General features: G+C 58.6%; 13 protein-coding genes. All 13 read right to left on the reverse strand.

Features of this window, described 5'->3' with window-relative positions; all coding sequences use genetic code 11:
* Nucleotides 1-12: 12 nt before the first annotated feature.
* The 13 genes from uvrC to PS2015_RS09105 all read right to left on the reverse strand — a co-directional run bounded on the left by uvrC (nt 13) and on the right by PS2015_RS09105 (nt 14,575).
* Nucleotides 13-2,046: an excinuclease ABC subunit UvrC gene (gene uvrC, locus PS2015_RS09045; RefSeq protein WP_058021896.1), complete on the reverse strand. Its 2,034-nt coding sequence runs from the start codon at nt 2,044-2,046 to the stop codon at nt 13-15.
* Nucleotides 2,033-3,094 carry a UDP-N-acetylmuramate dehydrogenase gene (gene murB, locus PS2015_RS09050; RefSeq protein WP_058021897.1) on the reverse strand — a complete coding sequence of 354 codons (1,062 nt, stop codon included), beginning with the start codon at nt 3,092-3,094 and terminating at the stop codon, nt 2,033-2,035. Before murB ends, uvrC begins: the two co-directional genes overlap by 14 nt.
* A 2-nt stretch (nt 3,095-3,096) precedes the next feature.
* Entirely contained in the window at nt 3,097-3,834 is a 738-nt protein-coding gene (gene kdsB / locus PS2015_RS09055) for a 3-deoxy-manno-octulosonate cytidylyltransferase (RefSeq protein WP_058021898.1), read from the reverse strand.
* Nucleotides 3,831-4,019 (reverse strand): Trm112 family protein, encoded by a 189-nt coding sequence (locus tag PS2015_RS09060; protein WP_058021899.1) that lies wholly within the window; start codon nt 4,017-4,019, stop codon nt 3,831-3,833. The genes kdsB and PS2015_RS09060 overlap by 4 nt, the downstream gene beginning before the upstream one ends.
* A gap of 10 nt (nt 4,020-4,029) precedes the next feature.
* Nucleotides 4,030-5,127 (reverse strand): tetraacyldisaccharide 4'-kinase, encoded by a 1,098-nt coding sequence (gene lpxK / locus PS2015_RS09065; RefSeq protein WP_058021900.1) that lies wholly within the window; start codon nt 5,125-5,127, stop codon nt 4,030-4,032.
* On the reverse strand, nt 5,127-6,977 hold the full coding sequence (gene msbA, locus PS2015_RS09070; RefSeq protein WP_082628068.1) for a lipid A export permease/ATP-binding protein MsbA: 1,851 nt from the start codon (nt 6,975-6,977) through the stop codon (nt 5,127-5,129). Before msbA ends, lpxK begins: the two co-directional genes overlap by 1 nt.
* Entirely contained in the window at nt 6,970-7,404 is a 435-nt protein-coding gene (locus PS2015_RS09075; RefSeq protein WP_058021901.1) for an ExbD/TolR family protein, read from the reverse strand. Before PS2015_RS09075 ends, msbA begins: the two co-directional genes overlap by 8 nt.
* Nucleotides 7,401-8,105, reverse strand: a complete 705-nt coding sequence (locus PS2015_RS09080) for a MotA/TolQ/ExbB proton channel family protein (RefSeq protein WP_082628069.1) — start codon at nt 8,103-8,105, stop codon at nt 7,401-7,403. Before PS2015_RS09080 ends, PS2015_RS09075 begins: the two co-directional genes overlap by 4 nt.
* Nucleotides 8,106-8,109: 4 nt before the next feature.
* Complete coding sequence (locus PS2015_RS09085) at nt 8,110-10,542, reverse strand: DNA internalization-related competence protein ComEC/Rec2 (protein WP_082628070.1); 2,433 nt, start codon at nt 10,540-10,542, stop codon at nt 8,110-8,112.
* A 63-nt stretch (nt 10,543-10,605) separates the two neighbouring features.
* A complete protein-coding gene (locus PS2015_RS09090; RefSeq protein ID WP_058021903.1) occupies nt 10,606-11,874 on the reverse strand; it encodes a lipoprotein-releasing ABC transporter permease subunit in 1,269 nt (422 codons plus the stop codon).
* Nucleotides 11,867-12,562 carry a lipoprotein-releasing ABC transporter ATP-binding protein LolD gene (gene lolD, locus PS2015_RS09095; RefSeq protein ID WP_058021904.1) on the reverse strand — a complete coding sequence of 232 codons (696 nt, stop codon included), beginning with the start codon at nt 12,560-12,562 and terminating at the stop codon, nt 11,867-11,869. Before lolD ends, PS2015_RS09090 begins: the two co-directional genes overlap by 8 nt.
* Nucleotides 12,563-12,602: 40 nt before the next feature.
* Entirely contained in the window at nt 12,603-13,844 is a 1,242-nt protein-coding gene (locus PS2015_RS09100) for an ABC transporter permease (RefSeq protein ID WP_058021905.1), read from the reverse strand.
* Between the two features lie 2 nt (nt 13,845-13,846).
* Entirely contained in the window at nt 13,847-14,575 is a 729-nt protein-coding gene (locus tag PS2015_RS09105; protein WP_058021906.1) for a recombinase family protein, read from the reverse strand.
* Between the last annotated feature and the right edge of the window lie 29 nt (nt 14,576-14,604).

A 14,604-nucleotide genomic window follows, 5' to 3' on the forward strand; every position in this document is an offset into this window, starting at 1 on the left:
ACAGCGTGCATTCTACTCATTATGCAGAGACTCATAAATAACAGCAGCGAGTTTTTTGCTGATACCGGGTGTGCGGGCCAGGTCGGCCTGACTGGCACGCATGATTTCCTGCTGACCACCAAAGTACTTCAGCAGCTCACGTCGCCGGGCCGGACCCAGGCCGGGAATCTGCTCCAGCGGCGACTGATTGCGGGTTTTGGCACGACGCTGGCGGTGGCCGGTAATAGCGAAACGATGCGCCTCATCACGCACCTGCTGCAGCAGATGCAGCGCGGGCGAATGCGCAGGAATGGCAATCTCCTGATAGCTGTCCCCGACCGCCAGAAACAGCGTCTCCTGCCCTGCCCGACGGCTGATACCCTTGGCGATGCCAATCAGCAGCATGCCCTGCAGTTGCTCGGGCGTGAGCGTGCGGTTGAGCACGTCCACCGCCTGGGAGAGCTGACCTTTGCCGCCGTCGATGAGCAGGATATCCGGCAGTGGGCGCTGAGAAGCCGGTTTACCCTGGGGACGGAGGCGGTCTCCGTCCCCAGCGCTAATGTCTGATCCAGGCAGGCCGTCGGGTGGGGGGGAAGTGAGCGAGGGTGTACCCGAGGAACCTCCCCCCTGGCCGGCGGCTTGCCGGTTGGCATTGACCGACGGGGGGACGGAGACCGTCTCCGTCCCCCGAGCAGCAAATCGGCGACCCAACGCCTGATCCATCGCCGCATAATCATCCCCCGGCTCAATGCCGCTGATGTTATAACGCCGATAATCTGACTTCAGCGGCCCGTTATGATCAAAGGCCACGCACGAAGCCACGGTACTCTCACCCATGGTGTGGCTGATGTCGAAGCACTCGATGCGTTTGGGGATAAAATCCAGCTCCAGCTCCGCCTGCAGGCGCTCGAAGCGCTGGAACATGGTCTGTTTGTTGTTTATGTGACTGAGCATGGCCTGCTCGGCGTTGGCCACGGCCATGGCCAGCCAGCGGGCGCGATGGCCACGGACGCTGCCGGTCAGGCGAATCTGTTTGCTTGCAGCGGTTGAGAGTGCCTCCTGCAGGCTGGCGCTGTTTTTAATGGCAGGGCTGATGATGATCTCTGCAGGCAATAAACTGCTGCCAGCAACCACGTTGTCGCGCAAGTAATATTGCGCGATAAACGCGCTCAGCAATTCGGCGGCGTTTTCGGCCAATTTGTCTTTGGGGAAGAAATTGCGACTACCTATAATGCGCCCACCACGAATGGTGATGACGTGCACGCAGGTATAGGCACCTTGCAAAACGGCCGCCATGACATCGGCATCATTACCATCGCCGGACACCACCTGCTCACTTTGAATGCGCCGCAGATCGGCTATCCGGTCGCGGACACGCGCCGCCTGTTCGAACTCCAGCGCCGCCGATTTTTGTTCCATGCGTTTGCCCAGCGTCTGAATCAGGGTATCGCTGCGCCCCTGCAGGAACTGCACAGCATCCTGAACATCCTGCGCGTAATCGGTGGGCGTGATATAACCGACACAGGGTGCTGTGCAGCGGCCTATCTGGTACTGCAGACAGGGGCGACTGCGATTGCGAAAGTAGCTGTCTTCACATTGACGCACGCGAAATACTTTTTGCAGCAACGCCAGACTTTCTCGCACGGCGCTGGCACTGGGATAGGGGCCAAAAAAAGTCGCATCACGTTTGCGACTGCCACGGTAAAAAGCCAGGCGCGGATAGGCGTCTTTGTGCGTAAGCATAATGTAGGGATAGGTTTTGTCGTCGCGCAGCTGGATATTGTAGGGCGGGCGATATTTCTTGATCAGGTTCTGCTCCAACAGCAGCGCTTCGGCTTCGCTGTTGGTGATGGTCACATCGATATCCGCAATGTGTGAGACCAGTGCCATTGTCTTGGTATCCAGGCCACTGGCACGGAAATAATTGCTGACACGTTTTTTCAGATTACGCGCCTTGCCGACGTAAAGCACCTCGCCCTTGTCGTCCAGCATGCGATACACACCGGGACGCTGGCTCATCACCTGCAGGCGCGCCTTTGCATCAAAGTCAGCATCAAAGTCCGACAATCTGCACCTCCGGCTGTAGCTGTATGCCGAAACGCTGCTGCACTGACTCAGCGATATCACCTGCCAGCCTGACCAGCTCAGAAGCTGAGGCAGCACCCTGCGAATGCAGGTAATCGTGCACCAGGACCAGCGCCTGTTGGTCATGCACACCGACAAATCCCCGGCGCACACCCTTCCAGCCCGCCTGCTCGATCAACCAGGCTGCCGGCACTTTAACATGTCCGGGATCGTGTGGAATCTCAAATACCGGCATATCCGACCATTCGGATAATAACTGCTGGCAATGTGCACGACTTATGATCGGGTTGCGAAAGAAGCTGCCGGCATTGCCCAGTACGGCAGGATCCGGCAATTTGCTGCGACGCAAAGCGCAGACCGCATCAAACACTTGCCGGGGCGATACCTGCTCCAGATCCACACCCGGTAACTGCGCCAGCGTCTGTCGCAAAGCCGGATATTCAAGCTGTGATTGCGGAACAGCACTTAGTGAAAAAGTGCAGGACAAGATAATCGCCCGATCGCGTAGTTCATGTTTGAAGATACTGTCACGGTAGGCAAACTGACAGTCAACTGCAGCGAGCGTTTTCACGCACATATCCTGACGATCCAGATAACGGACACTGTGCAAAATGGCGGCCAGCTCCACACCATAGGCGCCGATATTCTGCACCGGCGCGGCACCCACGCTACCGGGAATCAGTGCCAGATTCTCCAGACCATACCAGCCACGTCCCAGACAGTATTCAACAAAATCGTGCCAGCTCTCCCCCGCCGCAGCTGTCACCAGAATCCGTTCGCCTTCAGCTCGACTGCGAACACCCTGCAACTGCAGATGTACCACTAACCCGGGATAGTCAGAGACAAACAGCACGTTACTGCCACCGCCCAGAATCATCACCGGCAGATCCTTGCGTTCAGCGACTGCCAGAATTGCCGGTAACTCATCCTCCTGCTCCACCTGCACCAGCCAGCGCGCGTGAACCTTGAATCCGAAAGTATGCAGCGACTGCAGACTCGCGTCGGCCTGCCAGTTAGACGGAAAATTCACGCTTACATCTCACTGTCGGACAGAAAACGGCGCACCGCCTCCAGATCTTCCGGCGTATCAACACCCGCCGGGATCATCTCAACGGCCTCATCCATGATAATGCGCACATCGTGATGCATAGCGCGTAACTGCTCTAATCGCTCGCTGACTTCCAGCAGGGAGCGCGGCCACTGAACAAACTTGTTCAGCGTATCCACACGATAAGCGTATATTCCGATATGGCGCTTGCCGTGAATCTGATCGGTGTCCTGCCAGGGAATCGGCGCGCGACTGAAATACAAAGCATAGTCGGATGCATCGGTCACCACTTTGACAGCATTGGGATTCATCCACTCAGTCACATTGCTGATACGATGAAACAGACTACTGATACCTGCCTGCGGATGACTGATCAAGCGTTCAGCCACCTGATTGATCGCCGCTGGTGGTATCAGTGGCTCATCGCCCTGCACATTGACCACGATCTCGGCATGATCCAATCCCAATTGCTGCGCCACTTCCTGAATGCGGTCAGTGCCCGACTGATGATCATCACGGGTCATCACTACCTTGCCGCCAAATTTCTGCACGGCAGCGGCGATGCGCTGATCATCGGTGGCAATATACACGGCACTGGCACCGCTTTCACAGGCGCGCTCGTAAACGTGCTGCACCATCGGTTTGCCGGCAATATCCAGCAGGGGTTTGCCGGGCAGACGGGTCGAGGCGTAACGGGCCGGAATGACAACCGTGAAGCTCATGAGCGTTCCTCACGCTCCTGTTCGCTGAGCGTTCTGGCTTCGTTTTCCAGCATCACCGGTATGTCATCGCGAATCGGAAAAGCCAGCGCGTCGGCGTAACAGATCAATTCCGCCTGCTCGCGTTTGTACTGCAGCGGGCCTTTGCAGACCGGACAAACCAGAATGCTTAACAATTTTTTATCCATACTGTTTTCCTCAGTCGCGCTGATGATTGGCAGAGGCGCGTATTGCATCAATTTTTGTGGCCAGGGCCTTGAGCAGTGATGGCGACAACTGCGCTGTCACTGACAGATACCACCAGTTGTCGCCGGCAAATGAGTGACATTTTACGGCATCTTTTTCGGTCATCAGCAAGGGCTGTTTACCGGCAAAGGCCAGATCTTCGGCGACAAAGTTGTGATGATCCGGAAACGCTCTGCACAGCGGGTTTAAGCCCAGCGTTTGCAGGGTGTCGAAAAAACGCTGCGGATGTCCGATTCCCGCAATGGCATGCAGTGACAGTTGTTCAGACCCTGCCTGTCCGGCACTCGTCGTATCGTCAGCCAATTCGGTGCTATCGTCCAGCCCCAGCGCCATGAAAAACTGCTGCAGAGCCACACGCTGGCCGGTTTTGACATTAACCCATTCACGTGCCCGCAGACTCATCCCGCTAACCGGCGTTGTGCCGGCCAGTGCCTGCCATTGCGACAACGATGACTGAGTCATATGGCCATTCAACACAATATGATCAAGCTCCGCAAGACGAGACGGCGGCTCCCGCAGCGGCCCGGCCGGCAAACAAAGTCCATTACCCAGGCCGCGATCCGCATCAATCACAGCAATCTCCACATCACGCCATAGTCGATGGTGCTGCAGGCCATCATCACTGAGCACGACGTCGCACTCACCGCTTTTGACCAGTGCGTGCAGAGCATGTGCGCGCTGCGGGTCCAGTACCAGTGGTCCGTGCAGATGCCGCCGCATCAAACTGGCTTCGTCTCCGCATTGTTTGACCGGTGTATCGCTGGTCACCCTCAGGGGATATTGAGCAGCGCACCCACCATAACCGCGGCTCAACACACCAACTCGCAGACCGCTGCGCTGCAATGCCTCAGCCAATGCCAGCACCACCGGTGTCTTGCCCGTACCGCCAACAGTGATATTGCCAACCACGATCACGGGAATGTCCACCGGACGCGCCTGCGCGCCTGACTTTTGGCGGCGGCGCCGCGCCAGCAGGACAAACAGCGCACTGAGGGGACGCAGCAGGTTCAACCACCAGGCACCCCGATACCAGGCGTCCACCAGCCACATTACTCAATGGCTCCATCGGGAGGCGCGGTACGCTGCAACTGCAAAGGGTCATCGAGCTGTTCGCTGAACTGCATGCGGTGCAAACGGGCGTAGTGCTGGTTGAGCGCCAGCAATTCCTGATGTGTGCCGCGCTCAACGATATGCCCCTGATCCATGACCACAATCAGATCAGCGTTTTCAATAGTTGACAGCCGATGGGCAATGACAAAGGTAGTGCGGCCGCGTATCAGCTCACTCAAAGCCTGCTGAATATGTTGTTCCGACTCAGTATCCAGGGCCGAGGTCGCTTCATCCAGAATCAGCAGCGGTGCGTTTTTCAGAAAGGCCCGGGCAATGGCCAAACGCTGACGCTGACCGCCGGACAGCAATGATCCACCGTCTCCGATCTCGGCATCATAACCACCGGGCAGGCGCTGGATAAACTCATCAGCATGGGCGTCGCGGGCCGCCTGTTCGATCTGCTCCCGCGTCATCAAGTCACCCAGGCCATAGGCAATATTGTCTGCCACACTGCCCTCGAACAACACAACGTCCTGCGTCACGATGGCAATCTGATCTCGCAGATTGGCCAGTTGATAATCCTTCAATGGCACGTCGTCCAGACGAATTTCACCCTGCTGAAAATCATAAAAGCGCGGCAGCAGGTTGACGAGCGTTGACTTGCCGCTGCCCGAACGACCGACCAGTGCCACCGTCATACCGGGCTGCACCTGCAGGTTGACACTATCCAGCACAGGCTTGTCCGGATCATAGGCAAAACTCAGTTGCTCGATATCCACGCGGCCCCGCGCACGCTCTGTCCGGTACGTACCGTCATCACGCTCACGGTCGCTGTCGAGCAACTCAAAGATGCTGGACGCTGCCGCAATGCCACGCTGAATAATGGCGTTAACACCTGACAACTGGCGCAGCGGCTTGCTCAGCATGCCCGCCAGGGTCAGGAAGGTCACCACCTCGCCGGCCGATGCACCACCCAGAAACTCCGGCGCCAGCGCCAGCCAGATCAGAATCGCCATGGCCATGGCCACAATCAACTGGATCAGCGGCGTGGCGGTTGCCTCGGTGGTGACCATCTTCATGTTCTGACGGCGGTTGCGCTCGCTGGCCTGCAGAAAACGATCCAGCACAAAGCCGGCGGCATTAAAGGTGCGGATAACTTTCTGGCCTTTAATCGATTCGTTGGCGATCTGCGTGACATCCCCCATAGAATCCTGCATCTGGCGGCTGTAGCGGCGATAACGCTTGGTTGCCAGGTGCACAATCAGCGCCATGCAGGGCGCCACCAGCAGAAAGACCAGACTCAGGCGCCAGTTCACCCAGAACAACCACGCCAGCAGACCAATCACAGTCAGGCCTTCACGCAGCATCACTGTCACGGCACTGGTCGCTGCGCCTTTGATCTGCATGACATCATAGGTGACCTTGGACACCAGACGCCCGGTGGTATTGGCATCGTAGTAACGGACAGGCACATTCAACAATTGATCCAGCACTTCGGTCCGCAGCTTGTGCACCACATGATTGGCGATATGTTCCAGCGAATAGTGACCCAGGAAACCACCAATCCCGCGCACCAGTACAATCAATACACAGAGGATGGGGCTGATAATGCGGGCATCGGCATTGCCGGCTTCGATCTGATCAATCGTCCAGCCCAGCCAGGCAGCCGTGGCCGGTGTAGTGACAGCAAATATGAGATAACCCAGCAGGCTGATGCCAAAAAATCCCAGGTAGGGCCGCACATAAGTCAGCAGTCGCTGATAGACCTGCATACCGGTAAGCTGCGGCGTCGCCTGTTCCGGAGGCTGTTGTTCCAGCGGCCCGGATGTGAGAGAGGGTGAATCACTCATTGTTACTGTCGTCCTGACCGGGCTGCCGGGTAGCAATGCTGAAACCGCTGAAACCGGCCTGGCCGATGGCGTCCATGGCGGTGATCACGGCCTGGTGACTGGACTCGGCATCGGCAATCAGCAGGATTGTCTGATTCAGGTTACCGCCGGCCACGTCGATCAGCCGATCGCGCAGCGTATCACGCAGATTGTCGGCCAGCAGTTCATTGTTGATGCTGTAGCGGCCGTTCTGATTGACCAGTACTTCTATCTGATTCTGCTGCTGTTCGGCGGGCGCCGCGTCGGCCTCGGGCAGATTGACGGCCAGTCGGGTTTCCCGGGTAAAGGTCGTGGTGACCATAAAAAAGATCAGCAGCAGAAACACCACGTCAATCAGTGGTGTCAGGTTGATGGCCGGATCTTCCAGCGTGCGCCGCGGAAATTTCACGCCTGGCCATCCACTGTGGCACCCTCAGCTGCCTGCTGCGCCGCCTCGCGCGCCGCACCGGTCTCGGGCAGCGTCACAAAATCACGCACATCGACGCGCCGGTCACCGTGCAGCGCTTCGACCAGCTTGGCAGACTCCTGCTCCAGACTCAGCACCAGCGAGTCCACTTTGCGGATAAAATAGCGATGGCAGGCGTAAGCCGGAATGGCCACCGTCAGGCCGGCTGCTGTGGTAATCAGAGCCTCCGAAATACCACCGGCCAGGGCATTGGCATTGCCTGTTCCCTGAATCATGATTTCCGTAAACACACGTATCATGCCCACCACCGTGCCCAGCAGCCCCAGCAATGGCGTAATGGCTGCAATCGTGCCCAGCGTGCTCAGGTAGCGCTCCAATTCGTGGATAACAACCGCAGCGCTCTGCTCGATGGCGGCATTCATGGCCTCACGACCCTGGCGGGCGTGCAACAGACCGGCAGCCAGGATCTGCCCCAGAGGGGAAGCCAGGCGCAGTTCGCGCATCCGCGAGGAGTCCAGCTCACCGTTCTTGATCCAGGTCCACACCTGGCCAACGGCATAGCGCGGCACTATGCGATTGGTGCTGAGTGTCCAGAAGCGCTCGATGACAATTGCAATCGCCAGAATGGAGCACAGAATAATTGGCAGCATCAGCCAGCCACCGGCCATTACAATTTCTACCACAACCTTAGCCTCCTGCAGAATTGCAGGCTACTTTACCATAATCGCCAGACGGGATGTTATGCCAGTAACGCCGACTGATCAGGCGATGCAGGGAAATCTGCGATGCGCACGGCTCCTCACGCACATGGATCTCGATGGCGCCATGATAATCAGTGCGCAGCACCTCTGCCCCCTGCTGCCGGGCACGCCCCAGAACTTCTTCGGCCGGATGCCCAAAGCGGTTACGGTACCCAGCAGACACCAGCAGCCACCGGGGCTGAACCTGCTGCAGCCAGGCGATGGAGGATGAGGTATTACTGCCATGATGCGGCGCCAGCGCAAACTGGGCGTGCAAGCCGGGTCCATAATTCCGCACCAGGGCCCGCTCCGCCACCTGTTCAATATCGCCACTGAGCAACACGCGCTGCTGTCCTGCCGTGATCATCAGTACACAGGAACGGTCATTGATGGAACGATAGACGCCGTCATCCGGATGAAGAATCTCGAACAGCACCTGATCCCACTGCCAGCGCTGTGCCGCACGACAGCGTCCGGCGCGCATGTCTGCACCCAGTCGCTCGGGTTCAGTACTCAGAACCTGCCGCACCGGCACTGCCCGCAGAACAGCATTCAGCCCGCCGAAGTGATCCTCATGCCAGTGGCTGATAATGACCATGCTCAGCTCATTTATACCTTCATGTCTCAGCACCGGCAGGATGACATTGCGCCCGGCATCTGCCAGCTCACCCAGCCGGGGTCCGGCATCGTACAGAAGACTGTGATGTCGGGTATGAACCAGCACCGCCAGACCCTGCCCCACATCCAGCACCTGCAGGCGTAACTCACCTTCCGCCAGCAGCGCTCGAGACGACGGCCAAAGTAGCGGCATTAACAACAAGGGTGCCGGCCAGCGCGGCAACAAGCCACGAGGCAGCAACACCAGAAGACAGGCCAATAAGGCAAATATTATGGTCGGCAGATCGGGCCTGAGTGGCTGCCAGACCGCCAATGGCACCGTGGCCGCTTTCTGCAGTACCTGAAAAAACAGCGCCAGTGCCCAGTCGGCAAACTGAAGCAACAGGACGCCCGCCTCACTCCAGACAGTGAGCAGCGCACTACCCGCCAGCGCCGCCGGCACCACCAGAAAGCTGACCCAGGGAATTGCCAGCATATTGACCCCCGGCGACAGCAGCGACACCTGCCCGGTCCACAGCAGCAATGGCAACAGCAGACCGATGCTGACGACCCATTGAGGCCTGATCCACTGCTGCCAGACATGCCGCCAGGGTCGGCCGGAAGCGCCCGGCTCAATACGTCCCGCAAAGCACAGCAGCAAGGTCGCGACAGCCGTAAAAGATAACCAGAAGCCTGCCTGCGTGGCGGCCAGTGGATCGAGCCACAACACCACACTCATCGCCAGCAACAGACTGTAGCTGGGCAAAAAACGCCGACCCAGCAAGTGGCCCGCCATAATCAGGGTCACCATGATCGTGGCTCGTTGCGTGGGCAGCGAAAATCCTGCCAGCGCACTATACAGGGTGGCCGCCACTATGGCTGCCACGGCGCCAAGTCGCTGCGCCGGCACCCGGCTGATGAGGGCCGTGCTGATGCGACTGAGCAGGTTTATCAGCCAGTAGGCCATCAGCGCCACAAACCCCACATGCAGACCGGAAATCACCAGCAGATGATTGGTGCCTGTGTTGCTCAGCAGAAGCCACTGATCATCACTGATGCCGCGACGGTCACCGGCCACCAGGGCTGACAGCACGCCGGGGTGATTGAGTTTGACTGCCGGCTCCTGAGCCAGTTCATGCAGACGATTGATTAGCGCCTGGCGAACACGATCAATGTGCCAGATCGCGCCCGGTCGCTTTTGATTCAGCGATGTCTCGCGCACGTAGCCGCGCGCTACGATACCCCGTTGAGCCTGCACCGCCGAAAAATCCCGGGTGCCCGGGTTTGACAGACCATGCACCCGGCTCATGCGCACCCGCAGCCGCCACTGATCACCGCTGTTCAGAGGCAATTGGCTGTAGTCGTTCAGAACAATACGATGGCCGGTCAGGACTGGCGGCTGATCATCGCAGTCAGCGGGGTCCAGACGAAAGCAGTTATGGCGAACCCGAAATTCAAATTGCTGATAGCGCGCCTGTTGACTGACCAGCCCCGTGACTGTCCCGCTCACCCAGAAATCGCGCCCCTCCAAGGAGGTGGGTAATTGATGTGCCTGGAGCTGCAGGCCATGATGCAGCGCACTGCCCAGCCCCAGCCATGCCACCAGCGCCAGACAGCTCAGCGTCCGCCACAGCGAATCGGGCGCCAGCAGATAAATGGCGGATAGCAGCACAACACACAACACCAGCACACTGCCAACAATCGCCGGCGACCAGGCTGGCAGGGCAGACCACCAGCCCGGCAACATCAAACCCAGACAAAACAACAACATTGCGGTGCGCATCCCTGCCCGCTCCCTAACTGGCCTGTCTGTCTGTTATAGACTATGGGACAGCCCGCTGCGCGGCTATTCGGCGCGCAGTGCCTCTGCAGGCAGAACGCGGGAGGCACGCCAGGCCGGGTACAGGCTGGCCAGCAGACACAGGCACATGACGCCGCCGCTGATCAGCAGCAGATCCTGCCAACGCACCTGGGAGGGCAGAAAATCGACCGGATACACATCCGCGCTCAACAATTGTGTACCGCTCCAGCCCTCGAAGGCCGCAAACAGATCGCTGACGTTCAGCGCCAGCACCGTCCCTATCGCAAGGCCCAGCACCGTCCCGATCAGCCCGATCAGGGCACCCTGCAGCACAAATACGCGTCCGATCATGCCCGGCGGCGCGCCCATGGTGCGTAAAATGGCGATATCCCCGCGTTTGTCGCGCACAATCATGACCAGACTGACAATCAGGTTGAAGGCCGCCACCGCCACCAGCAACCATAACAGCAGCCCCACGATGGTGCGAGACAGACGAATATTCTCGTAGATACTGCCGAACCATTGCGTCCAGGTCTGCACGTAAAAACCCTGTGGCAGCGCGGCCTCCAGTTGTGGGCGCAGGCGGTTGACCGCCAGCACATCATCGGTGCGCAGACGCAGGGCGTTGAAGCTGTCAGGCTGCCGGTACAGGGCCTGCGCATCGGGCAGCGCAATCATGATCAGCCGCTCGTCCAGCTCCTGAGTGCCCACCCGATAGATTCCGGCCACGGTGAAGCGGCGTTGCACCGGCATGGGCGCGATCGGGTTAATGGACACATTGAGACTGTAGAGCGTGACACTGTCGCCCAGCCCGACTCCAAGTTGCTGCGCCAGGGTCTGGCCCATGACCACCTGAAAACGCTGTTCCGCCAGGGCCTGAATGGAGCCCTGCTGCATGAAACGCCCCAACTGTGACATCTGCTGCTCGCGTTGCGGATCGATGCCATTAACCAGCACACCCCGACTGCCGGCATCGGTGGCCAGCACACCGTTCACTTCAAGCACCGGCGCTGTTGCCAATACGCCATCAACGGCGCGAAGCTGTTCATCCAGTGACAGCCAGTCGCGGCTGCGCGGCTTTTCGTTTGTTATCACACTGGCATGCGGCAGCACGCCCAGCACATTCTCACGCACTTCACGATCGAAGCCATTCATCACTGACAGCACGGTGATCAATATGGCCACGCTCAATGTCAGTCCGCTGATCGTCAGCGCCGACATAAAGCTGACCAATTGGCTGTGCTGGGCGCCCACACTGACATACCGCAGTGCGATGCGCCCGGACAGGCCGGGAATCAGCTGAGATTCAGACATCGCTGGCCGCTTCCAGCCGGCCATTGTCCAGCAACAGAACACGATCCAGACTGGCGGCAAAGCGCTCGTCGTGGGTCACTACCACAAAACTGGTTGCCAGGGTCTGATTCAGTGTCTTCATTAACTGATGGATACCTTCTGCCGTGCGCCGGTCCAGGTTGCCGGTGGGTTCATCCATCAGTACACAGCGCGGCCCAGCCACCAGCGCACGGGCGATGGCCACGCGCTGCCGTTCGCCGCCGGACAGCTCTGAGGGTTTATGGTCCAGTCGGTGACTGAGGCCAACCTGTTCAAGCAACTCACTGGCCCTCTTTCTGGCCTGGTCGATGCCCTGCCCGCCAATCAACAAGGGCATGGCGACATTTTCAAGCGCGCTGAACTCTCCCAACAGGTGATGAAACTGATAAACAAAACCCAGATCCTGGTTACGCAACAGGCCACGCTGCTTTTCTGACAATTTCAGCATATCCTGACCGGCCACGTGAATCTGTCCGGCACTGGGCAGGTCCAGGCCGCCCAGCATATTGAGCAGAGTGGTTTTGCCAGAGCCGGAACTGCCGACAATGGCAACGCATTCGCCGGGCATCACATCCAGATTGATATCGACCAGCACATCCACCTGTTGCGGCCCTTGCGTGTAGGACTTTTGCAGATGCCGACAGCTGATGACGGGCTCGGGGCTGTTCAAACGCTTTCTCCTGGCATGTCAGATCCTGAAGTATTCAACATTATTCGTAACGCAGCACGTCTGCCGGTTGCACACGCGAGGCGCGCCACGCCGGATACAAAGTGGCCAGCAGACTGATCAGCAGCGCGCTAAGGCACACCAGCAACACGTCAGACCACAGCACCAGTGCGTCCAGATGGGCAATCATGTAAACATTACCAGGCGCCACAAAGTTGTTGATAGCCCCTTCGAACCAGCGGGTTATGTGCTGCAGATTGGCCGCCAGCGCAATGCCACCTGCGGCGCCCAGCACCGTGCCCAGTATGCCGGCGGCAAACCCCTGAATCATAAATACAGCCATCACCGTAAAGCGCCCTGCGCCCATGGTACGTAAAATCGCGATATCGGCATTTTTATCGGCCACCGCCATGACCAGCGTCGCCACTATGTTCACAGCTCCGATAATCACAATCATCAACAACATAAAGCCGGTGAGGATTTTCTCCATACGCAGCGCATCAAACAGACTGCGGCGCGACTCACTCCAACTGCTGACCGTATGCGGCTGATTATCCAGCGATGAGGCGGCCTGGCGGGCAATGGCGGCGGCTTCAAACACGTCATCCACCTTCAGACGAATCTGCGTGACAGCACCGGGATCAGCGGCAAACAGCTGCTCAGCCGCTGGCAGGGAGATCAGCGCGATATTGTCGTTATCATAAAAACCAAAATCAGCGACGCCCAGTACCCGAAAACTGCGGGCATCTTCTGTCTGGCGCTGCAGCAGACTGGCCAGTGGCGTGACAGATAACTGCATGCCGGCATAAATGCCCAACTGCCCGGCCAGTCGGGTACCCAGGATCACCCCATCCGGCTGCCCTGACAGCTCTTGCAGCAAATCCTGCAACTGCGGACTGGGACTATGTAGCACCTGCGTTTCAGTCTGTGCTGACACGCCGCGCACATTAACAAATTCGCCCCGCCCTTCAAAACGCAGCCAGGCTTCGGCCTGCATGAAGGGCGCCGCGCCCAGAACGCCGGGCTGTGCCAACAGGCGTTCAATCGCCTGGTCGACACCCATGAATGACCCGTTCAGGCTGATGGCCGCATGCGGGACGGCTTTGAGTGTTTCATCACGCATGGTCGCGGTTGACGCATTGATCACCGACAACACGGCAATCAGGGCCGCCACCCCCAGTGCCACGCCAAGCATGGAGATCAGCGACACAAAGGACATCAACTGATTTTTCTTGCGGGCCCGCACAAAGCGCAGGCCGACAAACAGGGCGACAGGCCTGAACATGCTCAGCGTTTCACTCCCTGTTGCGTCGGCTGCCCATCTCTCTCATCACGCTGCAGGACACGCTGCACGGTCTTGAAACTGATTGGAGCGACAGGCGTGCTGACCTTGCGCGCGATAACGCGCAGCGAATGCCCCTGACTGCGAAGTTGCCGTATCTGCTTTAACACCCGTTGCTCCAGAGGATTCTCCACCAGCTTGCCATTGCTGTGCACCATGTATCCAAACGGTTTAGTGCCGCCCAGAAAGCGGCCTTTGTTGCGCTGTTCGTGTTTAACCTTGCGCATGCGTTCGGCACCGCGGCGCATTTCGACACGTGCCAGGCTGGCCAGCATGACATCAGAATCCACCCGGGTGCGAATCAGCGTGCGGGTTTGACTGAGTTCGGCATTAAATTCAACAACATGCAGGCAGACATCGTGCTCACGCAGCCAATCCAGGGTCAGCAGCAGATCCTGCGCACCATTGACCAGTCGCTGCAGGCTGTGCACCACAACATCACTGCCCGGTGCGGGACGCCAGCCGTCTCCGGTATAACCGGCTGCCAGTCTCTGACTGAAACCGGCGCGCCAGTCACGGCTGCTTTCCCGAATCCAGATGGGTTCCGCCCAGCCCTGAGCCTCACAATAGTTGATAATCTGCGCCAATTCAGCAGGGTCACTGAATCCCATCGGCAAATCCGGATCGGAGTCCTGTTCAAAGGCAGAGAGACGCTGATAGGCATAAATCTTCATGGCCGGATTCTAGTCGAGCCCTGCAGCGA

The organism is Pseudohongiella spirulinae (assembly GCF_001444425.1).
In the GTDB taxonomy this organism is placed as follows: domain Bacteria; phylum Pseudomonadota; class Gammaproteobacteria; order Pseudomonadales; family Pseudohongiellaceae; genus Pseudohongiella; species Pseudohongiella spirulinae.